The organism is Streptomyces scopuliridis RB72, assembly GCF_000718095.1.
In the GTDB taxonomy this organism is placed as follows: Bacteria; Actinomycetota; Actinomycetes; order Streptomycetales; family Streptomycetaceae; genus Streptomyces; species Streptomyces scopuliridis.
This window is the reverse complement of record NZ_JOEI01000019.1, coordinates 36,864-59,788: the sequence shown is the minus strand read 5'-3', so window position 1 is coordinate 59,788 and position 22,925 is coordinate 36,864. Positions and strand designations below refer to the sequence as shown.

21 protein-coding genes and 1 pseudogene are annotated in these 22,925 nt (G+C 70.7%); 8 read left to right on the top strand and 14 right to left on the bottom strand.

Translation table 11 applies throughout. The features are described from left to right. Nucleotides 1-6 precede the first annotated feature (6 nt). From IF11_RS0124395 to IF11_RS0124385, 3 genes are all read right to left on the bottom strand, one after another. Complete coding sequence (locus IF11_RS0124395) at nucleotides 7-1,299, bottom strand: MFS transporter (RefSeq protein WP_030353856.1); 1,293 nt, start codon at nucleotides 1,297-1,299, stop codon at nucleotides 7-9. An 8-nt stretch (nucleotides 1,300-1,307) separates the two neighbouring features. Then, the gene (locus IF11_RS0124390) at nucleotides 1,308-2,423 is read right to left on the bottom strand and encodes a PLP-dependent cysteine synthase family protein (protein WP_030353855.1); all 1,116 of its coding nucleotides are present in this window, start codon (nucleotides 2,421-2,423) and stop codon (nucleotides 1,308-1,310) included. 140 nt (nucleotides 2,424-2,563) lie between these two features. Beyond that, entirely contained in the window at nucleotides 2,564-3,007 is a 444-nt protein-coding gene (locus tag IF11_RS0124385; protein WP_133243191.1) for a hypothetical protein, read from the bottom strand. A gap of 174 nt (nucleotides 3,008-3,181) precedes the next feature. Here IF11_RS0124385 and IF11_RS0124380 point away from each other — a divergent pair, with 174 nt between their 5' ends. Both IF11_RS0124380 and IF11_RS0124375 read left to right on the top strand, forming a co-directional pair. Continuing rightward, nucleotides 3,182-3,985 (top strand): SAM-dependent methyltransferase, encoded by an 804-nt coding sequence (locus tag IF11_RS0124380; protein ID WP_030353853.1) that lies wholly within the window; start codon nucleotides 3,182-3,184, stop codon nucleotides 3,983-3,985. A 160-nt stretch (nucleotides 3,986-4,145) separates the two neighbouring features. Further along, a complete protein-coding gene (locus tag IF11_RS0124375) occupies nucleotides 4,146-4,718 on the top strand; it encodes an NUDIX hydrolase (protein WP_030353852.1) in 573 nt (190 codons plus the stop codon). 36 nt (nucleotides 4,719-4,754) lie between these two features. On the opposite strand, the gene IF11_RS0124370 is transcribed toward IF11_RS0124375, so the two are convergent. Further along, nucleotides 4,755-5,444, bottom strand: a complete 690-nt coding sequence (locus IF11_RS0124370; protein WP_030353851.1) for a YoaK family protein — start codon at nucleotides 5,442-5,444, stop codon at nucleotides 4,755-4,757. Nucleotides 5,445-5,758: 314 nt separating this feature from the next. Between IF11_RS0124370 and IF11_RS0124365 the strand changes: the two genes are divergently transcribed. Together IF11_RS0124365 and IF11_RS0124360 are read left to right on the top strand one after the other, a co-directional pair. After that, nucleotides 5,759-7,021: an FAD-binding protein gene (locus tag IF11_RS0124365; protein ID WP_030353850.1), complete on the top strand. Its 1,263-nt coding sequence runs from the start codon at nucleotides 5,759-5,761 to the stop codon at nucleotides 7,019-7,021. A 112-nt stretch (nucleotides 7,022-7,133) separates the two neighbouring features. Next, entirely contained in the window at nucleotides 7,134-7,658 is a 525-nt protein-coding gene (locus IF11_RS0124360) for a DUF5954 family protein (RefSeq protein ID WP_030353849.1), read from the top strand. A gap of 33 nt (nucleotides 7,659-7,691) precedes the next feature. Here IF11_RS0124360 and IF11_RS0124355 read toward each other — a convergent pair whose 3' ends face one another. Together IF11_RS0124355 and IF11_RS43250 are read right to left on the bottom strand one after the other, a co-directional pair. After that, nucleotides 7,692-8,519, bottom strand: coding sequence for a class I SAM-dependent methyltransferase (locus IF11_RS0124355; RefSeq protein WP_030353848.1), 828 nt, complete (start codon nucleotides 8,517-8,519; stop codon nucleotides 7,692-7,694). Continuing rightward, nucleotides 8,519-9,388, bottom strand: coding sequence for a helix-turn-helix domain-containing protein (locus IF11_RS43250; protein WP_425315198.1), 870 nt, complete (start codon nucleotides 9,386-9,388; stop codon nucleotides 8,519-8,521). Before IF11_RS43250 ends, IF11_RS0124355 begins: the two co-directional genes overlap by 1 nt. 608 nt (nucleotides 9,389-9,996) lie before the next feature. On the opposite strand from IF11_RS43250, the gene IF11_RS0124345 reads away from it, so the two are divergent. From IF11_RS0124345 to IF11_RS0124335, 3 genes are read left to right on the top strand one after another with little or no spacing between them, the layout of a single operon-like run. Continuing rightward, on the top strand, nucleotides 9,997-10,878 hold the full coding sequence (locus tag IF11_RS0124345; RefSeq protein ID WP_030353846.1) for an ABC transporter substrate-binding protein: 882 nt from the start codon (nucleotides 9,997-9,999) through the stop codon (nucleotides 10,876-10,878). Nucleotides 10,879-10,898: 20 nt separating this feature from the next. Then, nucleotides 10,899-11,810 (top strand): amino acid ABC transporter permease, encoded by a 912-nt coding sequence (locus IF11_RS0124340; RefSeq protein WP_030353845.1) that lies wholly within the window; start codon nucleotides 10,899-10,901, stop codon nucleotides 11,808-11,810. Continuing rightward, nucleotides 11,807-12,613 (top strand): amino acid ABC transporter ATP-binding protein, encoded by an 807-nt coding sequence (locus IF11_RS0124335; RefSeq protein WP_051746171.1) that lies wholly within the window; start codon nucleotides 11,807-11,809, stop codon nucleotides 12,611-12,613. Before IF11_RS0124340 ends, IF11_RS0124335 begins: the two co-directional genes overlap by 4 nt. 523 nt (nucleotides 12,614-13,136) lie before the next feature. Here the strand turns inward: IF11_RS0124335 and IF11_RS42255 are convergent. The 6 genes and pseudogenes from IF11_RS42255 to sthA form a co-directional block, all read right to left on the bottom strand. Continuing rightward, nucleotides 13,137-13,610: pseudogene (locus IF11_RS42255) on the bottom strand (hypothetical protein); the annotation flags it as partial. Further along, nucleotides 13,607-14,215 carry a GTP-binding protein gene (locus IF11_RS0124325; RefSeq protein WP_030353842.1) on the bottom strand — a complete coding sequence of 203 codons (609 nt, stop codon included), beginning with the start codon at nucleotides 14,213-14,215 and terminating at the stop codon, nucleotides 13,607-13,609. The gene IF11_RS0124325 and the pseudogene IF11_RS42255, both read right to left, overlap by 4 nt. Next, nucleotides 14,193-14,558 carry a DUF742 domain-containing protein gene (locus IF11_RS0124320; RefSeq protein ID WP_030353841.1) on the bottom strand — a complete coding sequence of 122 codons (366 nt, stop codon included), beginning with the start codon at nucleotides 14,556-14,558 and terminating at the stop codon, nucleotides 14,193-14,195. The genes IF11_RS0124325 and IF11_RS0124320 overlap by 23 nt, the downstream gene beginning before the upstream one ends. Beyond that, the gene (locus tag IF11_RS0124315) at nucleotides 14,555-14,965 is read right to left on the bottom strand and encodes a roadblock/LC7 domain-containing protein (RefSeq protein WP_030353840.1); all 411 of its coding nucleotides are present in this window, start codon (nucleotides 14,963-14,965) and stop codon (nucleotides 14,555-14,557) included. Before IF11_RS0124315 ends, IF11_RS0124320 begins: the two co-directional genes overlap by 4 nt. Before the next feature lie 2 nt (nucleotides 14,966-14,967). Next, nucleotides 14,968-16,680: an ATP-binding protein gene (locus IF11_RS42250; protein ID WP_240627585.1), complete on the bottom strand. Its 1,713-nt coding sequence runs from the start codon at nucleotides 16,678-16,680 to the stop codon at nucleotides 14,968-14,970. A 900-nt stretch (nucleotides 16,681-17,580) separates the two neighbouring features. Continuing rightward, entirely contained in the window at nucleotides 17,581-18,984 is a 1,404-nt protein-coding gene (gene sthA, locus IF11_RS0124305; RefSeq protein WP_030353838.1) for a Si-specific NAD(P)(+) transhydrogenase, read from the bottom strand. A gap of 115 nt (nucleotides 18,985-19,099) precedes the next feature. Between sthA and IF11_RS0124300 the strand changes: the two genes are divergently transcribed. Beyond that, nucleotides 19,100-20,182 (top strand): DUF475 domain-containing protein, encoded by a 1,083-nt coding sequence (locus IF11_RS0124300; protein ID WP_030353837.1) that lies wholly within the window; start codon nucleotides 19,100-19,102, stop codon nucleotides 20,180-20,182. A gap of 18 nt (nucleotides 20,183-20,200) precedes the next feature. Here IF11_RS0124300 and IF11_RS0124295 read toward each other — a convergent pair whose 3' ends face one another. Further along, a complete protein-coding gene (locus IF11_RS0124295; RefSeq protein WP_030353836.1) occupies nucleotides 20,201-20,923 on the bottom strand; it encodes a VOC family protein in 723 nt (240 codons plus the stop codon). Nucleotides 20,924-21,005: 82 nt separating this feature from the next. After that, nucleotides 21,006-22,919 (bottom strand): glycoside hydrolase family 15 protein, encoded by a 1,914-nt coding sequence (locus IF11_RS0124290; protein ID WP_051746195.1) that lies wholly within the window; start codon nucleotides 22,917-22,919, stop codon nucleotides 21,006-21,008. Nucleotides 22,920-22,925 lie beyond the last annotated feature (6 nt).

Below are 22,925 nucleotides of genomic sequence, written 5' to 3'. Positions count from 1 at the left end.
GCGGACTCACCCCGGCACGGGCCGGACCCCCGGGGCGGTCAGCCGGCCGCCGCGCGCCAGCGCGAACACCGCTCCGGCGCAGGCCAGGCCCGTACAGGTCAGCACTGCCCACGGCAGCCAGCGGGCATCGTGGCGCTGTGCCACATCCCACAGCGCCCCCGTGCCCAGATTGCCGAGCGTGATACCCAGCCCGGAGACGGTGTTGTAGAGGCCGTAGTGGGTGGCGACCAGCCGGTCGCCCGAGAGCGCGACGACCGTGTCCATCTCGAACGGATAGACCACCGCGCTCCCGACGGCCAGCGCGACGACCGCCGCCACCAGCGCGACGAGCGTCCACAGCCACGCCGTAGGCCCGTCACCGGCGGGGACCAGGGCCGGTGGGACGAACGCCAGCCCCATGACGGTCAGCCCCCGCACCAGCGCTCCCCGCGCGCTCCAGCGGCGCGTGGCCCAGCGTGTCAGCCGCGTCTGCCCCACCACCGCCACGGCGGCCGAGATCACGAAGAGCGCGCCCGTGGCCTTCTCGGCGGCCGGTCCCAGCGCGTCGGCGGCGGCCAGCGGCAGGGCCAGATAGACCTGGAAGGTCAGTACGTACGAGCCGATCATCGCCAGCGAGAACAGCAGGAACGGCCGGTTGACCAGCACCGTGCGCCATTGCGTGAGCATCCCCGGGGACCGTTCGTCCCCGCTCTTCCCGCCGCCGCCGCGGGCGGGCAGCGCGCGCCACTGGAGCACGGTCAGCGCGGCGAAGATGACCGCCGCGACCACGCACACCAGCCGGAAGTCGGCGGCGAGCAGGACGAGACCCACCGGCGGTCCCAGCAACATTCCGGCCTGGTAGTAGACGTTGAAGACCGCGAAGGCCTCGACCCGCCGCTCGCCCGCCTCGGCCGCCAGATAGGCCCGTACCGCCGGATTGAACAGCGCGCCCGCGAATCCGGTCGCCGCCGAGGCCACGATCAGCGCGGGCAACTGGTCCACCCATCCCAGCAGCGCGAAACCGCCCGTGCGCAGCAGGCAGCCGGCCATGATCGGCGCCTTGTAGCCGAAGCGGTCCGCGAGAGCGCCGCCGATCAGGAACATCCCCTGTTGCGAGAGCGTGCGTACGCCGAGCACCAGACCGACCGCCCAGGCGGCCAGCCCGAGCCCGCCGGCCAGATGCGCCGCGAGATAGGGCATGAGCATGTAGAAGGCGAGATTGATGGCGAACTGGTTCGCCATCAACAGGCGTGCCGCGGGCGGAAAGGACCGGGTCGTGGCCCACAGGCCCGTCGTACGAGCGGTCGTCGGCGCTGCCATGGAGCCCTTCACCGGGCCACCCCCGCCAGGCCGCCGCCGGCCTCCGGGCCGGCCGTGGCGAGCGGGTCCACCACCGTGGTGCAGCGCGTCCACCGGGTGACGGTGCGTTCGCCGGGATGCGTGATCTCCCTGGGATGATCGGCGGGCCGGTGGTCCAGCAGTCCGTGCTCACGGCAGTACGTGTCGTCGAACACGGTCCCGACATACCGCTGTGGCCCGTCCGGGAAGACCGCCACGATCCGCTCGCCGGGCGGCCGGGCGCCGGCCAGCCAGCGCGCGACCAGGGCTACGGCCCCGACGCTCCAGCCGCCCGTCGCGTAGCGCGCCCGCGCCAGGGAGCGCGCGGCCCAGACCGCCTCCGGCGCGGCCACCCAGTGCACCTCGTCGAAGAGGCCGTACGCGACATTGCGTGGATGGATGCTGCTGCCCAGACCACGCATCAGCCGGGGCGCCGCGGGCTGGCCGAAGATGGTCGAGCCGGTGGTGTCGACACCCACCACACGCAGGGCGGGGAAGTGGTGGCGCAGCACAGTGGCAATTCCGGCGGAGTGCCCGCCCGTACCGACACTGGCCACGAGTGTGTCGATCCGGCCCAGTTGGGACACCAGCTCAAGGGCGAGCGGACGGTACGCGGCCACATTGTCGGGGTTGTGGTACTGATCCGGGCACCAGGAATCCGGATACGCGGCGAGCAGCTCCGTCACCCGCCGTCGGCGGGCCTCCTGCCAGCCGCCCACCGGATGCGGCGCCCGTACCAGCTCGATGTCCGCGCCGTACGCCGTCAGCAGCCCGGTCATCAGCGGTTCCATCCCCGGATCGGTGACGACGGTGACGGGATGGCCGAAGGCCACCCCGGCCAGCGCCAGCCCCAGGCCCAGCGTGCCGGAGGTGGACTCCACGATCCGTGCCCCGGGCCGCAGTTCGCCGCGCTCCCGGGCGCGCGCCACCATGTACAGGGCCGTACGGTCCTTGATTCCGCCGGGATTGTGTCCCTCCAGCTTGGCCCAGAAGCCGCGGCCGGGGGCCGTGAACGGGGCGCCGATCCACAGCGTCGGGGTGTCGCCGACCAGCGCCGCCGGGCTGTGGGCCGGTTGAGGCGTGGGTGAAATGTCGAAGTGGTCCATCGCGCAGAGCTCCAGTGGCCGGCCGCGCGGGGGCGCGCCCCGGCCGTGGTGAGGGGGTGAACGGTCAGAGAGCCTGAGGGGCCACCGGCGGTACGGGCGGACGGAGCCGCACGCGCGCTGTCAGAGGCCCGGGGCCGTCGTCAGTTCCGCCACACACCCAGCGCCGCGCGCCGCCGCTGTTCAGTGTCCCGTCCGCCCCGGCCGTCCTCGCGTGCCGCATGAGCGCGTGGGCCCATCGGGTTCCGTACGGCGGTGTCCGCCGCGTCCGGTCCGTCCACCGTGAGGGGTGCGACGGACGCGTCCGGACGCTGCGGCAGGACGCTCGGTTCATCCGCGTCGGTACAGGAAGCCGCCCCATGGCTGGCCCGACCGGCGCAGCCGGCCACCGGCGCGGTCGCGTGACCGGGGGCGGGGGACTGCGGCGCGACCGCGGTCGTGGGCATCGCCGCGCTCGGGACGGGCGCGGCGGAGACCGGACCGTGCGCGCAGCCCAGCACATGGAGCAGCGCGGCCAGCACGGTGAGCAGCACGACGCCGGGCCTCGGCCCGCGCCCGCCCTTCCCGTACCTCGCCGCACCGTTCATGTAGCGCAGCGTATGTGATCGGTCACCCCAAGTCGCAACCGGAGGGTGCTCGCCGCGCTGCCCGGTGCGTACCCTGTGGCTCCTGGGCTGTGGCTCCTGCTCTGTGCCCGCTGGTCTGTGGCTGCTGAGGGAACCTGCCGTGTGCTGGGACGACGGGACCGAGAGGTGGATGCGATGGGCGCGGAGCGACCGCCGGAATTCGACTCGGGCGTGGCACACCCCGCACGGGTGTACGACGCATGGCTGGGCGGCACGCACCACTTCCCCGCCGACCAGGAGGCCGCCGAGCTCGCGGCCGTGGCCAACCCGGGGATCGTGCCCGCCGTCCGCGCCAACCGCGCCTTCCTCGGCAGGACCGTCCGGTATCTCGCCGGGGAAGCCGGAATCCGGCAGTTCCTGGACATCGGTACGGGCATCCCCGCCGCGGACAACACCCACGAGGTGGCCCAGTCCGTCGCCCCGGACTCCCGGGTCGTCTATGTGGACAACGACCGGATCGTGCTGGCCCACGCGCGGGCGCTGCTCGAAGGGACGCCCGAGGGGAGGACCGACTACATCGAGGCCGACGCCCGCGACGTGGAGTCCGTCCTCGCGGAAGCCGCGCACACACTGGACTTCAGCCGGCCGGTGGGGCTGATGCTCGTGGCGATCCTCCAGTACATCCCGGACGCGGACGGCCCGTACGGCCTCGCGGCCCGGCTGCTGGACGCGCTGCCCTCGGGCAGCCATCTCGTGCTCTCCCATCCGGCGAGCGACATCGGCGCGGACGAGGTGGCCGAGTCGATGCGGGTGTACAACGAGCGGGCCGCCGCCCATGGCGCCGCCACGCCCCGGACGCGCGACCGGGTACGACGCTTCTTCGACGGTACGGATCTGCTGGCGCCCGGAGTCGTGGCGCTGCCGGACTGGCGGCCGGGGCCGCACGACGCGCGGGCCGCGAACATCCCGATGTGGGGCGGAGTGGGCCGCAAGCCCTGAACGCGGAAACCGAGCGCGGAGAATCGAGTGCGGAGAACGAGCGCGGAGAACGAGCGCGGAAAACCCGGAGGACATCGGCCGCCGTAATCCGTAACGTCCTCGGTGGCGTGGCGCGCGACGGCCACGCCGCTTCAACGAGTTGACGGGTATGGAGAACGCGATGCACGCTGTCGGCCGACCGATCGTCGATCTGTTGTCCCAGTACCGGACACGGGATGCCCGGGAGGCCGCCGACGCGGCCCGCGTCCGCGCGCTGGTGGAGGGCACGGACGATCCCTGGCTGCGCTCGATTCCGCTGCATGTGACGGCGTCCGCGCTGATCGTGCACCCCGGGAGCGGACGGGTGCTGATGCGCTGGCACGCGCGCCAGGGCTCATGGCTCCAGATCGGGGGCCATGGCGATCCGGGCGAGAGCGATCCGCTGGAGGTCGTGTTGCGGGAGGGGCAGGAGGAGACCGGGCTCGGGGACCTGGTCCCGTATCCGGACGCGTCCCTCGCGCAGCTCGTACAGGTGGTGATCGTGCCGGTCGCCGCGGGCGGCGGTGAACCCGCGCATGAACACGCGGACCTCCGGTTCGTCCTGGCCACGGCCGACCCCGACGCGGCACGGCCGGAGAACCCCGACGCCCCGTTGCGCTGGATGACCCCGGCCGAGGCGCGGGAGGCCACCTCCGAGGAGAATGTCCGTGAAGCGCTGCGGCGGGTGGAGGAGTTGCTCGCCGTCGCCGCATAGCGCGGCCGACCGGCAGGCGGCGCGGGCCGGGCGTCCTCAGACCGTGGGCTCGTCCGGCTCAGGGCCCAGCGCGAAGACACAGGCGACGCTCCCCACCAGGACGGCGGCCAGCCCGACAACCCCCGCCGGCGTGATCTGAAGCAGCAGTCCGCCGGTCGCCGCCCCGGCGAACATGGCCAGCACCGAGCCGACCTTGCGGTGCGGTTTCTTACCGATGCCGGCCCCGAGCGCGCTCTCCGCCGTGAGCCCGGTGAGCGTCTGGGTGAGGACGGTCGTCGTCAGATCCCGGGGGGCGAGCAGGCGCACCGTCGCGTTCTGCAGACCGCAGCAACCACCGAGCAGCGCGATGATCACCAGTACGATCCGGCCGTCGGGGCGGAGCACCCCCGTACCGAGCAGCAGAGCCGTCAGCGTGAGTCCGGCGGTCTGGCACGCGAAGGCGCAACCGAGCCAGAACCGGGGCCGGCCGCCGAGGAACCTGCTGAGCTGCCCGCCGAAGAACGCCCCCAGGACGAAGGCCGTCATGGCCACGATCGGCGCCACCACCGGCAGCTGGTACGCCCCCGCGAGGGAGAACCCGAGGAAGACGAGGTTGCCGGTCATATTGGCGACGAAGACATGCCCCAGCCGCAGATAGCTCACCGCGTCCACGAGACCGGTCGCGAAGGTCATGGTCAGCAGCGCGCCCACGGCCCACCGCGGTGCCACGGGAAGTCTCTCGGGCACGGGGGCACCTGCTTTCCTTCGCGCTTTCCCTCACCGGCGGACCGCTTCCGCGGACCGCCTCACGGACCGCTTCCACAGACCGCTTCCCGCGAACGGCTTCGGACGGCATCTCGCGGACGACGTCCTGCACGCACCAACGGATCGTCACCCTAGCCCCGGCGCACCGGCCGCCCTGTCCGCACCACGCGGACCGGCGCCGCGGGCGCATGGGGTAAGAAGTACGGGAGCGGGCATGGCCGCCGCGCCCGACCACAGAGAAGGAGAGTTCCGTGCTCCAGCCGCCCGGAAGCCCCGACGCCGCCCGTGACCGGGCCATGCCTCCCGTGATGAGGAACTGGGCCGGCAACATCACCTTCAACGCGGCGCGCGTGCACACCCCTTCATCGGTGGAGCGGCTGCGGGAGATCGTCGCCGGGAGCGGCTCGGTACGCGCGCTGGGCAGCGGCCATTCGTTCAACACCATCGCGGACACCCACGGCGATCTGGTCTCGGTGGCCGGACTGCCCCGGATCGTGGAGATCGACGAGGCGGCCGCCACCGTCACGGTCAGCGCGGGTCTGCGGTTCGCCGAGTTCACCGGAGCCCTGCACCGGGCGGGTCTGGCCCTGCACAACCTCGGCTCGCTCCCGCACATCTCCGTCGCCGGTGCCTGCGCCACCGGAACGCACGGTTCCGGCGCCGGCAACGGCACGCTGGCCTCGACGGTCCGCGCGATCGAACTCGTCACGGCGGACGGCGAACTGCTCGTCCTCGACCGGGACGACGAGGACTTCGCGGGGGCGGTGCTCGCCCTGGGCGCGGCCGGTATCGCGACCCGCATGACGCTCGACCTCGTTCCCGCGTACGACATCCGGCAGTGGGTGTACGAAGGACTCCCGTACGAGCGACTGCGCGAGCGGTTCGACGAGGTGCTCTCCGCCGCGTACAGCGTGAGCCTCTTCACCAGCTGGCGTACGGACCGGATCGAGCAGCTGTGGCTCAAGCAGCGGGTCGGCGACGGCGACCCGGCGCCGGACAGCCGGTTCGGTGCAGTACGCGCCGACGGGCCCCGGCACCCGGTGCCCGGTATGGACGCGTCGACCTGCACGGAACAGTCCGGCGTCCCCGGGCCCTGGCACGAACGACTGCCGCACTTCCGGCCCGAGTTCACCCCCAGCAGCGGCGAGGAACTCCAGAGCGAGTACTTCGTCGCACGGGAGGACGGACGGGCGGCCTTCGACGCGCTGGCCCGGATCAGGGAGCGCATCGCGCCGGTCCTCCAGATCGGTGAGATCCGGACGGTCGCGGCCGACGGACTATGGCTCAGTCCCGCCTATGGACGGGACACCGTGGCCTTCCACTTCACCTGGCATCCGGACACCGCGGCCGTCACGCCCGTGCTGGACGCGATCGAGGAAGCGCTGGCGCCGTTCGAGGTCAGACCGCACTGGGGAAAGCTGTTCACGATGGGCCCGGAGCGGGTGGCGGCGCTGTACGAGCGGTACGCCGACTTCGAGGCGCTGACGGCGAAGCTGGACCCGCGCGGAGTCTTCCGTAACGACCTGCTGGAACGGTACTTCCCGGGCGGGCGCGGATAGCCGCGGACGGCGGTCCTCGGCCGATCCGCACCACGTAAAAATGGCGGGATTTACCCCGGAAGATCCTCCTGTCCCGTCCTCGGGGACCGCTGTTTTGCGGCACGCTACTCACGTGAGCGCGAACGCCGATGAGGCAGCGGACGATGAGACGGCGGACGGTGAGTCCGCGGGCGGGTTGTTCGACGACGCGGCGGCCCGGCGACTGCTGGAGCTGGGCCAGCGTGAGGAGGCGCTACGGCGTAAGTTCCCGGTCAACGGCCCGGACTGGGAGCGGACGTCGGTCTCGCACTACACGGCGTATTCGGCGATGCTCCACGAGGACGGCGGCTGGCGGCAGCTCTTTCCGGCGGTTCCGGCCGAGGAGGAGGCCAGGACGGATCTCCGTGATGTGCTGCGGGTACGGGCCGTGGACGCGGGCGAGTTGGGGCCGCGCTTCGCCCGGGCCGCCGAGGCGATCGTACGCGGCGAGGACCAGGTGATCATCGGCGGGGATGTCTACCGCGTGGTGCGCATCGAGCAGACCATCATCATGACCGGCCATGGTCCGCAGCCGCCGCAACCACGGGACCAGGAGTTTCCCGAAGTGCTCGACGAACGTCCGGGGCCCCGGGGACCGGGACGGGCACTGGACGACTGACCGGATCCGAGAGGGCCCACGGGAGTACGGGGCTCACTCCCGGAGGGCCACCACCAGCGCGCATCGGGGGCTGCCGTCGGGGCGTTGGCCGAGGTCCGTCAGCGGGAGGAGTTCCGTGGCGAACCCTGTCCGCGCCAGTTCGTCCAGTACCTCGGGAAGCCTGAACGTGCGGTAGTACATGACGAATCGCGGATGCCAGAGCAGATTGCGCAGCCGCATCGCCGAATCGAAGCCCCAGAGCGCCCAGTAGAGAGGGGAGCCGACGTGGGGCGGCGCAGGAAGGGGAAAGACGAACAGACCGCCCGGCCGGAGCACCGCGTGGGCCTGCGCGAACAGTACGGGGCGTTCGGCGGGCAGGAAATGGCCGAACGCGCCGAAGCTGACGGCCAGATCGAAGGCCGGCGCGAAGGGCAGGGCGCGCGCGTCGGCCCGTACCCAGTCGACGGCCGCCGAGGTGAACTCGGCGGAGGCGGGGGCGGAGGCAGACCGGGAAGCGGGGCTGGCGGCGGAGCCAGACCGGGAGGCGGGGGCGGAGGCAGGGGCAGAAGCGGCGGCGGAGGCGGAGGCAGGGGCAGAAGCGGCGGCGGCGAGCATGCCCGCGCTGAAATCGACACCGGTGACCCGCTCGTCGCACAACCGCCGCAGCACACCCACTCCGGCCCCGGTTCCGCAGCAGATGTCGAGCCCCGTGGCGAACGGCCCGAGCGGCCGGACCGTACGTACCACCGCGTCCAGCAGATGATCGGGCGTACGGAACGGCGTGTGGTCGAACTTCGGCGCCAGCAGGTCGTAGCCGTGCTCGATGGATGAGAACGCCTGCACGGCGAGTTCGCGAAGGGTCGGGCCCTGAGGTGTGAACATCAAGGCCCAGGGTAACGACAGAGCCCCACGCCTCGCCTCGGGCAGGCCGCGCCGATCATGGTCCGGCTGACGCCGAGGGCGGTGGCCAGCTCGCGCTCCGGGGGAAGACGGATGCCCGGAGGAAGCCGGCCGTCGTGGACGAGGGCCGCGAGGGCGTCGGCCAGATCCTTGCCGCCGCTGCGGGGGCCACCCACACGCCAGTTCCCGAGGGTATTAGCCAGCCGGGCGGCGGAGATACGGCCGGTCACGCGGCTGGGGAAGGGCGGCGTGGCACTCATGGGGTCACAGTAGGCGGATTGGTCATGGAGGGGACGCTCGTCGGCGGACCACTGTGGTGGAGGGAGAGTGAATTGGTCCTTCATCCGGTGTCGCGGTGTCGCGGTGTCGGTACGCGCGCGGCCGCTCCGTACGTGACATGACGTGACGTGACGCGACGTGCCTGACTGCCTGCCCGCTCGGAGGTGGAGGTTGCGGTGCAGCCGCCAGAGCGCGAGGGCCAGTTGGAGCCGCAGCCGTCCCCGCGGATCGTGCACCGGCCAGCCGAGCCAGTGTTCCGCCTGCGCCAGCCGGTCCTGGAGCGTGGAGTGATGCATGTTCAGCTCGGCGGCGGCGGCGCGCAGGCTCGTGGCGTACGCGACCGTATGGAGCGTGCCGGCCGCCCAGGGGGCCGCGGCGAGGGCGCGGTCCAGCGCCCGTACGTCGGGAATCGGCTCCGTGTCCGGGCCGACGGAGCCCGCCAGCAGGGCGAGACCGCCCAACTCGTCGGCGTACACCGTCCTCGGCCCGGGATCCTGGTCCGTGCCCTCTGCCGTAAACCGCAGCGCGGTTCTGGCGGCCGCCGCGGACGCCGGCAGTTCGAGCACGGGCACCGCGGGACCGACACCCGCGCGCCGGCCGGCGGACAGCGGCGGCCGGGCGTCCCGGACCCGCACCGCCTCGGCAGATCAGCAGGGAGATGTCCGGCTCGCCCGGCGGGCCCGCCACCGTACGCTCCTCGATCTCGAACGCGCCATCCTGCCGCAGGTCCTCGTCCGAGAGCCGGGCCATGATCTCGCTCCCGCGTATGGCGGGTATGTCATCGAGGTTCAGGAGGGCGTCCATCTGCTCACCGATCACACCGAGCGCCGCGGCGAGTTCCGGGTCGAACGGCGGTGGCGGCGGACCGGTCCGGTCGGCCCGTACACCGGAGGGCGGGGTGGCGTTCATGGGCATCTCCCTACGTCGCGGTCACGTCCCTGTGACCGGTGCGGCCATCCTGCCTCCGGACCGAGCCCGTCGGGAGCGCCAGATGGCGGAGATCGTCCGCCGGACGGCGGGAGCCGCGCGGGCTGTGCGGGGTGCCGCGCGGGTCGGTCCGGGGGCCAGGGGGGCACGGGTGAGCGGATCCCGGCCACGCGGCCCCGCCCACCGGCGGAATTCATGCGATCGCAACGCTGTGATCTCGACAGATCCCCCTGTGCGGTGCCACTCTCCCGCCATGCACCTCACCGCCCGAAGCCTTCTCCCCGCGCTTCCCGCCCTGTTCGTCATCGCCGCCGCCACGGCCTGCGCCCCGCAGGACACATCGACCGGAGCCGACGCGCCGTCCTCGTCGTCCGCCGCGTCCTCCTGCGACCCGGGCGTACTGGCCACGGAAGCGAAGGGGAAGCTGACGGTGGGCACGGACAAGCCGGCCTACGCGCCCTGGTTCCAGGACGACGATCCGGCGAGCGGCAAGGGCTTCGAGTCGGCGGTGACGTATGCCGTGGCCAAGGCCCTGGGGTACGAGAAGAACCAAGTCGTCTGGCAGACCGTGCCGTTCAACAACTCGTTCGCACCCGGCGAGAAGAACTTCGACTTCGACATCAACCAGATCTCCATCAGCGACGAGCGCAAGAAGGCCGTCGACTTCTCCTCGGGCTACTACGACGTACGGCAGGCCGTCATCGCGCTGAAGGACTCCCCGTACGCCAAGGCGACGACCACCGCCGCTCTCAAGGACGCCAAGCTCGGCGCACAGGTCGGCACCACGAGCCTCGACACGATCAACCAGGTCATCAAGCCGACGCGGCAGCCCGCCGTCTTCCAGAAGAACGACTTCGCCAAGTCGGCGCTGCGCAACGGCCAGGTCGACGCGATCGTCGTCGATCTGCCCACGGCCTTCTACATCACCTCGGCGGAGGTGCCGGACGCGAAAGTGGTCGGCCAGTTCGCGGACTCGGCCGGCGCGGCGGAGCAGTTCGGACTCGTCCTCGACAAGGGCAGCGCGCTCACGTCCTGCGTCTCCCAAGCGGTCGACGGGCTGCGGGCGGACGGCACACTCGCCGCGCTGGAGAAGCAGTGGCTCTCCGACGCCGTGGACGCCCCGGTGCTGAAGTGACCTCCTCGAACACCGTCCGGATGACGAAGGACGAAGGCGAGGGCGAAAACGGGAACGACGACCGGCTCGGCGCCGGGGGCGAGGACACGTACACGCCCTCGGCGCGGCGGATCGCGCGCGAGCGGTACAAGCGCGCCCGCGCCCGCCGGGCCACCGCCGTCGCCGCGCTCTCCACGCTGGTGACGGGCGTGGTCCTGTTCCTCGTCATCACGGGCTCGCCCGGCTGGCAGCGCACCCGCGAGACCTTCTTCAGCGCCGAGTACGCGCGTATGGCCCTGCCCAAGGTCCTCGACGGACTGCTGCTCAATCTGCGGCTGCTGGCGATCTGCGGGGTGTGCGTCCTGCTGCTCGGACTGCTGCTGGCCGTCGCCCGCACCCTGCGGGGCCCGGTCTTCTTCCCGGTGCGCGCCCTGGCCACCGCGTACACCGACTTCTTCCGCGGGCTGCCACTGATCATCTGCCTGCTGATGGTCGTCTTCGGTGTCCCGGCGCTGCGGCTGGAGGGCGTCACCACGGATCCCGTGCTGCTGGGCGGGACGGCGCTGGTCCTGACGTACTCCGCGTATGTCGCCGAGGTCTTCCGGGCGGGCATCGAGTCCGTACACCCCTCGCAGCGGGCGGCGGCCCGTTCGCTGGGGCTGTCCAGCGCCAAGACGCTGCGGTACGTGGTGCTTCCGCAGGCCGTACGGCGTGTCGTGCCGCCGCTGCTCAACGATCTGGTGTCGCTGCAGAAGGACACCGGTCTCGTGTCGATCGCCGGGGCCGTGGACGCCGTGTACGCGGCGCAGATCATCGCCGGAAAGTACTTCAACTACACGCCGTATGTGGTCGCGGGTCTCGTCTTCGTCGCGCTGACGATCCCGATGACCCGCTTCACGGACTGGGTCACGGCCCGGATGGACCGCCGACGCGCCCAGGGAGGAACCGTATGACGGCCGACGACACCCGTACGGCAGCCGACGACACCCGCGCGACGGGCGGCGACGATGGCCCGGTGCTGCGCCTGGAGTCCGTACGCAAGACCTTCGGGCGGGACCGGGTCGTCCTGCGCGATGTCAGTCTGGATGTGGCCCCGCACACCGTGACCGCGCTGATCGGCGCCTCCGGCTCGGGCAAGTCGACCCTGCTGCGGTGCGCCAATCTGCTGGAGGAGATCGATGACGGCGCGATCTTCCTCGACGGCGAGGAGATCACCGACCCGCGGGCCGACCCGGACGCGGTGCGCCGCCGTATCGGGGTGGTGTTCCAGTCGTACAACCTCTTCCCGCATATGACGGTCCTTCAGAACATCACGCTCGCGCCGCGCAGAGTCCTCGGCGTGTCCCGCGAGGAGGCGGAGGCGCGGGCACGCGAGCTGCTGGGACGGCTCGGCCTCGGGGACAAGGCGGGGGAGTACCCGGACCGGCTCAGCGGCGGTCAGCAGCAGCGCGCCGCGATCGTACGCGCGCTGGCGGTACGGCCGCGGCTGCTGCTCCTGGACGAGATCACGGCGGCGCTCGACCCCGAACTCGTCGGTGAGGTGCTCTCGGTCGTACGCGATCTGAAGGCCGACGGGATGACGATGGTGCTGGCCACGCACGAGATGGGCTTCGCCCGTGAGGTCGCGGACCAGGTGTGTTTCCTGGACAACGGGGTGGTGCTGGAGCGCGGTACACCCCAGGAGGTATTCGGGAATCCGCGGCAGGAGCGTACGAGGCGCTTCCTGCGGCGGATCGTCGAGGCGGGTCGGCTGTGACGGTCGCCTGACGGCGAACTGGGGTTCTCCACACACAGAGTGTGTGGCCAGCGGGATGGTCCGGGGCCGGCGTCGATCCGATCATGGGAGTCGTACCTGAACGATCGACGGGGGAAGACATGACCATGCGACGGAGGAGTTCCCCGGGCCGGCGGCCCGGAGCCGTGGCGGCGGTCGCGCTGCTGTTGGTGGTGGGCTGGGTGGCCATGCCCGCGGCCCCGGCGGGCGCCACGTCCCGGCCGGTGCCGCCCACCGGCATCTGGCGGACGGACGGGTACGGGACGGTGCTCGCGGCGGACGACGGCGTGCTGCGGGAGTACCAGACCACCGCCGTCGGCTGTCTGGAGGGCGACCCGGCGCACCGCACCGGCGGGGACAACGGATCGGTGCGGTACGCCAACGACGACGGCGATGTCTTCACACTGCGCTCGACAGGCAGCCGGGACCGGGCGTCGATGCACGTGGACGGGTCGGCCGGGGACAGGACGCTGCTGCGTATCGCGGCGCTGCCGGATTCCTGCAACCGTGCCCTGCGCTGGTCGATCCGCTCCACACCGTCGTCCAGCGGCTGGCGCAGCCGCCGGTGTTCGGGGCCGTCGGCTCCTATCACGTTGGCACGCCAGGCCATCATCGGCAGCAGCCCGGAGTGCGGTGAGACCACCCCCTCGTCGAGATCGCGCCAGTTACGGGCGTCGCGGGAGAAGACCTGTTCCTGCCGGGTGATGGTGAGCAACTCCCGGTAGCCCATGACGGGCCAGGCGGGCACGCCCGGTTCCAGCTCGACGCGGGCGACATTGCCGTACCGCTCACGCAGCCGGCGGTAGACCTCGCGGGGCCGGTACGCGCGGGTCGCGGCGGAGAGCGGCAGCAGCTCCGTAGCGAGGGAATCCAGGGAATCCGGGGAATCGAGGGAGGGGGAAGTGGAGAGGGAGTGCGCCGGGCACCCGGGCGGCGGGGAGAGCGCCGGGGGCGGGGCGGGCGGGGAGGAGCGGCTCATGAAGCGGTCTCCCTGACACGTACCGTACCGACGTTCGACACGTATTCGACCAGGCTGATCAGCGCGTCCACCGACGCGGCACGCTCACGCGCGTCGCACATCACCACAGGGGTCTCCGGCAGCAGGTCGAGCGCGGTGCGCAGTTCCTCCACCCCGTACTCCTCGCTGTCCGGGAACTGGTTGACCGCCACCGCGAACGGCAGTCCCCGAAGCTCCAGTTGCTCCAGGACATCGAAGCTGTCCTCCAGCCGCCGGGTGTCGACGGTCACGAGCACACCGAGCGCGCCCTCCGCGAGGCCGTCCCACAGGTCCCAGAACCGCCGCTGTCCTGGGGTGCCGAACAGATAGAGGACCAGCCAGGAGTTGAGGGTGATCCGGCCGAAGTCCATGGCGACCGTCGTGGTGGTCTTGGTGCTCATACCGGCCAGATCGTCCACACCGACACTCGCCTCCGTCATCACCTCCTCCGTGCGCAGCGGCGCGATCTCGCTGACCGAGCCGACCAGAGTGGTCTTCCCGACACCGAAGGCGCCCACCACGAGAATCTTGACGGCCTGCTGGACCGTGTCGGGCAAGTAGCGGTCAGCGGAGCCGACGGAGACCATCCAGTACCTCCTGAAGCAGTTGCGAGTCGGGCAGAACGGCCTGCGGAACGCCGGAGCGCGCGGACAGATGGCCACTGTCGACGAGATCGGATGCCAGCACCTTCACCAGACTCACCGGCAGTTCGAGATGGGCGGCGGCCTCCACCAGGGACAGCAGCCGCTCGCACATCCGCACCAGCGCGCGCTCCTCCCGCGTCGCGGAGACCGGAACGTCGCGCGGGGGATCGACGGCGATGAGGAGGGTCTCGACTCCTATGGTGTTACGGGAGGGCCTGGAGCGTCCCTTGGTAATCACATAGGGACGTAACGCACTGGCCGCGTACTCACCGTCCGGTTCACTCACCGCGCGGACTCCTGTCGCGGCGGGCTGCTCAGATTGCCGGCGCCGATCTTCATGACCTGTGCCTGCATCTGACGGGCGACCAGCTTCGGATCCACCACGGGGCCGGTCACCACCGCGAGATGGGCACCGTTGGCGCTCCGCATGAACAGGAACCCGCCGTTGAACTCCACCATCTGCTGATGGACGGCTCCGCCGTCCTCGCCGAACTCCCGGCCCAGGCTGCGGGCCAGGGACTGAAGACCCGAGCAGTTCGCCGACAGCCGGTCGGCGGAGTCCCGGTTCATCCCCTCGGAACTGGCCAGCAGCAGTCCGTCGGCGCTGAAGACGATCACCTCGCGCACCCCGGGGACCGCGGCGACCTCGGCGATCATCCAGCCTCGCTGCTCCGGGTTCTCCACGTAACTCATGCTCACGTCAGTCCTTCCGGTGAATCGGGGGTGGGAGAGGAAGAGCCGTCCTGGCCCTCGTACGGGACGGAGTCGGACGTCGGGACGACCCGGCCGCCCTCGAAGAACTGCTCCATCCAGTCACCGGCCTGTTCCGGTGTGCCCGGCGGTGTGAGGGCGGTGGGGGCCGCCTCGACCGCGGGTGCGTATTCGTCGCGTCGTGAGCGGCGCTGGGGGAGCCGGCGGCCGATCCGCGACGGGAGGGCCGGCGCGCCGGATGCCGACGCGTCATGGACCGACGCGTCGCGCGCGGCGGGCACCGACACGTCCGGTGCCGGTGCGGCGGCGGATCCGGGGGCGGCGGACCGGGAGGCGACCGGCTCGGTCGCGGCGGATTCGGAGGCGGCGGATTCGGAGACGGCGTCGGAGGCGGCCGGCTGCTGAGCGGCGGCCTGCCGGTCGGCGGCGGGGCCGTCCCCGGAGGCGGTCCGCTCCGGCGCGGTGCCGGTCGCGTCGGGCGCTGAGGTGGGCTGGGGCACTTGGGGTACCTGGGGGACGGGAGGGACGGGCGCCGTGGTACCGGCGGGGGCGAGGGTCTCCAGTACCCCCGTGGGCACCAGCACCACGGCGCGGACGCCGCCGTACGGCGAGGGACCCAGGTCGATCTGGAAGCCGTGCCGGTCGGCGAAGCGGCCCACGACCGCGAAGCCGGTCTGCGGGATCTCACCGACCTCACCGACTCCGAGCAACCGGGAGCCGGAGACGATCTCGCGCGCCTCGGCCAGCCGGTACTCGTCCATGCCGAGACCGCCGTCGTCCACCTCGATGACCGCGCCGCGCTGCACCGTACGCACGGTCACGGGCACACCCGTCCGGGGCGGTGAGTACTCGGTGGCGTTGGCGAGCAGTTCGGCGAGCAGATGGATCAGCGGTTCGACGACCGACGGTGTGACCCCGACGTCCGGGTCGCCGGTGACCTCGACGCGCTTGTACGCCACGATCCGTCCGGACGCGGCCCGGACCACGTCGACCATCGCCAGCGGCTTCTGCCACTGCTGTCCCGGCCACTCGCCGCAGAGCACCTTGAGGCTCTGCGCGTGCCGGGCCTGCTGGGTCGCCGCGTGATCCACCTGCATGGTGGTCTCCAGCAGATCGGCGTCACCGGGATAGCGGTCCGCCAGCCCCGTCACCGCGGCCTGGATCCGGTGCGCCGAGGTCTGCACCCGGCTCGCCAGCTCGACCAGCGCGAGCCGCTGCGACTCCTCGCGGTGGTCCACCGCCTCGGCGACCTCGGCCAGCAGCCGGCCGAACCAGTCGGTGACCCCTTCGCCCAGCCGTTCGGGGCTGTGCAGCGGTCCGGGGATCTCCGTCCTGGCGAGGGCGGCGGGCAGCCGCTCCTTGACGAGATGCTCGACCTCCTCCCGTACCAGCTCGGCCTGGTGCTGGACATGGGAGCGCCAGCGGGTGTCGCGACGGGCCGCGTCCGCCTCCCGCTCCCGGGTCTCGTCGCCGTGGCGGACCACATCGGACTCGGCGCGCCGGTGCTGTGCGCGCAGCACCAACAGGCAGACGAAGACCAGCAGCGCGATCACGCTGTAGGCCGAGGTCACGCCGGTGCCGAGGCGCGTTATGGGCACGATCGCGACAGCGAACGCGGCGAGAGCGGCCACCAGGGTCGTCGGCCAAAGCCACGGCGACCTGCGGGAGCGGGGAGAGGGCGCGGGGGAACGTGCCATGGAGAACCTTCGAGTTGGCTGAAGAAATGTGGTGCGCAGGATTCACCCGGCAGTGGTCACGGGGAGTGGGGGCGGCGCGGAGCCGGTACGACTGCCGGGTGCGAGGGTGTCGTTCGGCGGGGTATCTCCGTCCCACCGTGGCCATGCGACTTGATCATGGGTTGAACTACCTCTTCACCAGACGTTGTTGGGGGATCGTATATCCGCCCGGCCTCCCCTGAAGTCATATCCCGGCCATTGATGGTCCCGAAGGTGTGATAAACGGTGGGCGCACGCCGGTGTTGTTCTGTGCATGGTAATGGCGGTGAACTCAACCGGCCCAGGGCTCCGAGAGGTCCCTCTGGCAGGGCGGTCTTCCCCTCGGGTTGCCTGCTCCGGGGGGCGCGAGAAAGGGCGTCGGGCGCCTCGTGTATTCCCTTCGGGGTTCCCTGGACGGCGGTTGACATGAAAGCAAAGAAAAGGCAAAGGTCGGCAGATTCGGTGGCATGCGGGCGGGGCGCGTTGTCACGACGGCCGGGCGCTTCGCGGAAAAGCGTCGCGGCAAAAGGGGTTGACCGACTCTTTGATCGAACTGGCGTGTTTCTCAGGCGCTTGGGGGAAGCGATTCAGTGAGTCTCGTGGAGCGGGAAAGGGAATTCGAATGTCTCGCGGAGCTGCTGGCGGACTGTGAGAGAGGAAGAGGCGCGGTCGCGTTCATCGACGGACCCGCGGGATCCGGCAAGAGCGGTCTGCTCAACGCGTTCGGTGACGGAGCGGCCGCTTTCGCCCGTCGACCGCAGGGCGGCGGCCGCGTCGCCGCGCGAGGCGGACCGCGCCGCGCTGCGTGCCGCCCGAGTGGAGCCCGGGACCGAGACTCCCACGGGCTGAGCGCGGAGATGACTGACTGCCCCGGCGGCGGGCTCAGCGCTTCATGCGGTCGATCTCGCGGATCTTGTTGGTCACATCGAGGGCGGCGACCTTGTACGACTCAGCCAGCGTCGGGTAGTTGAACACCGCGTCCACCAAGTAGTCGACCGTACCGCCGCACCCCATCACGGCCTGGCCGATATGTATCAGCTCCGTCGCCCCCGAGCCGAAGCAGTGCACTCCGAGCAGCCGCCGGTCCTCCGGGGAGACCAGCAGTTTCAGTACGCCGTGCGCGTCCCCGACGATCTGGCCCCTGGCCAGTTCGCGATAGCGGGAGACCCCGACCTCGAACGGCACCCGGTCCTTCGTCAGCTGGTCCTCGGTCCGGCCGATGAAGCTGATCTCCGGGATGGTGTAGATCCCGATCGGCTGGAGATGGTGCATCGGATTAACCGGCTCGTCGCACGCGTGGTACGCGGCGGCCCGGCCCTGTTCCATCGAGGTCGCGGCCAGGGCGGGGAAGCCTATGACATCACCGACGGCGTAGATATGCGGAACCTCGGTGCGGTAGTGCTCGTCGACCGTGATCCGGCCGCGCCCGTCGGCGGAGAGACCCGCCTTGCCGAGATCGAGTTCATCGGTCAGCCCCTGCCGCCCGGCGGAGTACATCACGGCGTCGGCGGCGATCTTCTTGCCGCTCTCCAGCACCGTGAGCGTGCCCTGCTCATGCCGTTCGACCGCCGCCACCGTCTCGCCGAAGCGGAATGTCACGGCCAGATCCCGCAGCCGGTACTTGAGGGCCTCGACCACCTCGACATCGCAGAAGTCCAGCATGCCGGCCCGCTGTTCGACCACAGTGATCTTGCTGCCGAGGGCGGCGAACATCGACGCGTATTCCATGCCGATCACGCCGGCACCGACGATCACCATGGACCGAGGGACCTTCTCCATGCTGAGCACACTGTCCGAGTCCATGACCGTACGGTCGTCGAACTCGACGCTCGCCGGGCGGGCCGGCCGGGTGCCGGTGGCGATCACGATGTGATCCGCGGTCAGCAGCCGGTCCTGGCCCGAGGCGTCGCGTACGGCGACCGTATGGTCGTCCATGAACCTGCCGGTGCCCGCGAGCAGCGTGATCTGGTTCCTTGCCAGCTGGCTGCGTACGACATCGACCTCCAGGCCGACCACATGCCGCGTCCGGGCCGTCAGATCGGCGACGGTGATCTCTTCCTTGAGCCGGTAGCTCTGCCCGTACAGATCCCGCTGAGCCAGCCCGGTGAGATAGAGCACCGCCTCGCGCAAGGTCTTGGAAGGGACGGTTCCGGTATGGATGGAGACACCGCCGACCATATCGGGGCGGTCGATCACGGCGACCCGGCGGCCGAGCTTGGCCGCCGCGATGGCGGCCTTCTGGCCGCCCGGTCCTGATCCGATGACAAGCATGTCGAAGTCGGGCACGGGAGGAGTCTGTCAGCCGTGCGTGTTTCCCGGAAGAGCGGGCTTGACGGTGAGACCCTGACCGGGCCTCACCGGGGGGAAAAGCCGGGCCTCACCGAGGGGAAATGGACAGCCAGTGGTTCTGAAAACGTTCGGATGGGCGTTCGCCGTCACCGCGGCGGGCCTCGCCGTCGGGGCGCTGTACGGCGGTTGGGCCGCTCTGGGGATCGTCGCCGTCCTCGCGGTCCTGGAGATCTCGCTCTCCTTCGACAACGCGGTGATCAACGCCGGGATCCTGAAGAAGATGAGCGCCTTCTGGCAGCTGATCTTCCTCACCATCGGTGTGCTGATCGCCGTCTTCGGTATGCGGCTCGTCTTTCCCGTCCTGATCGTCTCCCTCACCGCCAAGATCGGCCCGGTCGAGGCGGTGGAGCTGGCCATCAACGACAAGAACCGCTACCAGCAGCTGGTGACGGACGCTCATCCGTCGATCGCCGCCTTCGGCGGTGTCTTTCTGCTGATGATCTTCCTCAACTTCATCTTCGAGGACCGGGAGATCAAGTGGCAGGCCTGGCTGGAGCGGCCCCTGGCGAAGCTCGGCCAGGTCGACATGCTCGCGGTCTGTATCGCGCTGATCGTGCTGCTCGTCGCCTCCATGACGGTCGCCACCCATGCCCACCAGCACGGCGGCACACACGCCGACAAGGCCCAGACGGTGCTGACGGCCGGCATCGCGGGGCTCATCACGTATCTGATCGTCGGCGGGCTCTCCCGCTTCTTCGAGCACCGCATCGAGGACGAGGAGGAACGGGTCGAGGAAGCCGCCAAGAAGCGCGGACCCGGCTCGGCGGCCGCGCTCACCGGCAAGGCCGCGTTCTTCATGTTCCTGTATCTGGAGGTGATCGACGCCTCGTTCTCGTTCGACGGGGTCATCGGCGCCTTCGCCATCACCAACGACATCGTGCTGATGGTCCTCGGCCTCGGCATCGGCGCGATGTATGTCCGGTCGCTCACGGTCTATCTGGTCCGTCAGGGGACGCTCGACGACTTCGTCTATCTGGAGCACGGCGCGCACTACGCCATCGGGGCGCTCGCGCTGATCCTGCTCATCACCATCCAGTACCAGATCAGCGAACTCATCACCGGACTCGTCGGTGTCGTCCTGATCGGCTGGTCCTTCTGGTCCTCGGTCCGTCGTAACGCGCGCCTGGCCGCGTGACCCCTGAGCCTGGCGCTCTCACGCCGAGACGATGGTGAAGAGGCCGCCGTCGGGGTCACGAAGAGTCGCCTCCTCCCCTGCGGGGGTGAGGTCCGGCGGGGTGACGACGACCCCTCCGCCCACGGCGGCGGCCCGCGCGGCGGCGCCCACATCGGCCACCCGGAAGTACACATGCCAGCGCGGTCTGATCTGCGGGTCCGGGGCGCTCTCGATCGCGCCCCCGCGCAGCGCCGCGACCGTGTGCGCGCCGTCGCGCACCAGCACTTGATCGTCCTCGTAGTGGACCTCGCAGCTCTCCTTCTCGTCCGAACCCCAGCCGAGGACCTGCCCGTAGAAGATGGCGGCGGCGAACGCGTCCCGGGTCCGCAGTTCCAGCCGCGCCGGCGCGCTGCCCCGCCCCACGGACCAGCCGGCGACGGTCCTGCCCTCCCAGAAACCGAACACGGCGCCGTCCGGATCGGCGGCGAGGGTGGCACGGCCGGTGTGCATGGGGAGCGGCCCCACCGCCACGGTCGCGCCCCGCTCCCGGATACGGGCGGAGACCAGGTCGGCATCGTCGACGGCGAAGTACGGGGTCCAGGCGACCGCGGCCTGGAGGCTCGGAGCGAGTGCCCCGATCCCGGCGACCGCCGCGCCGTTGTTGAGCGCGAGGCTGAACTCGTCGCCCAGGGTCGTGGGCCGGAAGGTCCAGCCGAGGACCGCGCCGTAGAAGGTCTGGGCCGCTTCCAGGTCGCGGGCCATCAGACTCACCCAGCAGGGGGCCCCGTTCACGGGGTGACGTGACGCCGGCATGGTTCCTGTCCGCTCCCTTCCGGTCCGGCCCTCAGCCCATCGCCCGGTCGAGGTTGATCGCCGAGCTGATCAGCGCGAGGTGGGTGAACGCCTGCGGGAAGTTGCCCAGATGCTCACCGGTCAGCCCGATCTGCTCGGCGTACAGGCCCACATGGTTGGCGTACGTGAACATCTTCTCCAGCGCCAGCCGCGCCTGCTCCACCTCACCGGTGCGGGCGAGCGCCTCCACCCACCAGAACGAACAGATCGAGAACGTGCCCTCGGAGCCGTCGAGCCCGTCCGGGGCCTGCGACGGGTCGTACCGGAACACCAGGTTGTCCATCACGAGCCGGTCGGCGATGGCCTCGACGGTGGACAGGAACCGCGGATCGACCGGTGAGATGAACTTGACCATCGGCATCAGCAGCACCGAGGCGTCCAGAATGCTCTCGGGAGGCCGGCCCGGCTCGGTGGAGAGCCGCTGGACGAAGGTACGGGTCCGCGGGTCCCAGCCGCGCGACATGATCTGGTGGTAGATCTCGTCCCGGGCGGCCGTCCAGCGGCCCAGATCGCCGGGCAGTCCGCGCTGGCGCGCCATCCTGATCATGCGCTCGACGGCGACCCAGCACATCAGCCGTGAGTAGGTGTGGTGCTGCTGGCCCCCGCGGGTCTCCCAGATGGACTCGTCGGTGCTGTCCCAGTGCTTCAGCAGCCACTCCAGGATCTCGCACAGATCGGTCCAGCTGTCGTGCGAGATACCCGCGCCGTACTTGTTGAACAGATAGATGGAGTCGATCAGTTCCCCGTAGATGTCCAGCTGGCGCTGGTCGCTCGCGTCGTTGCCGGTACGCACCGGATGCGATCCCCGGTACCCCTCCAGATGCCCGAGCACCTCCTCGGGCAGATGGTCGTGACCGTCGATCGAGTACATGACGCGCAGCGGGCCCACCCTGCCGTCCGTCGCGTCCCGCAGCCGCTCGGCCAGCCAGCTGATGAACCCCTGGGCCTCCTGGGTGAAGCCCATCCGCAACAGCGCGTACAGGGAGAACGCGGCGTCCCTGATCCATACGTACCGGTAGTCCCAGTTGCGCGCGCCGCCGAGCTGTTCGGGCAGCCCGAGCGTCGGCGCGGCGACGATGGCGCCCGTCGGTTCATGGGTCAGCAGCTTGAGGGTCAGCGCCGAGCGGTGGACCATCTCCCGCCAGCGGCCGGTGTACGTGGACTGCCGCAGCCAGCGGCGCCAGAAGTCCACGGTGGCCTCGAAGAGCGCCTCGGCGGCCTCCGCGTCAACCGCGCACGGAACCGGCCCGGTGTCCGGACCGATGCCCGCGTCCGCGGCCGCGGCCTCGGAGGCGCAGTCCGTTTCGAGATCGAACAGGGCCGTTTCGCCCTCGTCGAGATTGAACGTCGCATAGGCGTCGGTGTCGTCGAGTTCGAGGGCGATGGAGGACCGCAGTTCCAGCGCGAGGGCGTGGCCGACGAACCGTACGCCGTCCGGCATCCGCTCCAGCCGGTGCCGCTCACGGCCGTAGTTCAGCCGCGGCGCGATCCGCATCCCCAGCCGCATCCGGCCACGTACGTTGACCACCCGCCGCACCAGCCGCTGCCGGTGGTGCGGGTCCTGCTCCCGCACGATGGGCATGAAGTCCTGGACCTCCACGATGCCGTCGGCCGTGAGCATCCGGGTGATCAGGATGTTGGTGTCGGGGAAGTAGAACTGGTTGTGGGTGGAGACCTGGCACACCGGACGGATGACCCAGCAGCCGCCGCGCTCCGCGTCCAGCAGGGACGCGAAGACGCTGGGGGAGTCGAAGCGGGGAGCGCAGAACCAGTCGATCCGGCCGTCGGTGCCCACCAGCGCCGCGGTCCGCAGATCTCCGATCAGACCGTGCTCGGCGATCGGCAGGTACGCCTCGTCCCGCTGGTCCCCGGCCTGGGTGTCCGTCTCCTGAGCGTCCTCGTTCATCGTGCT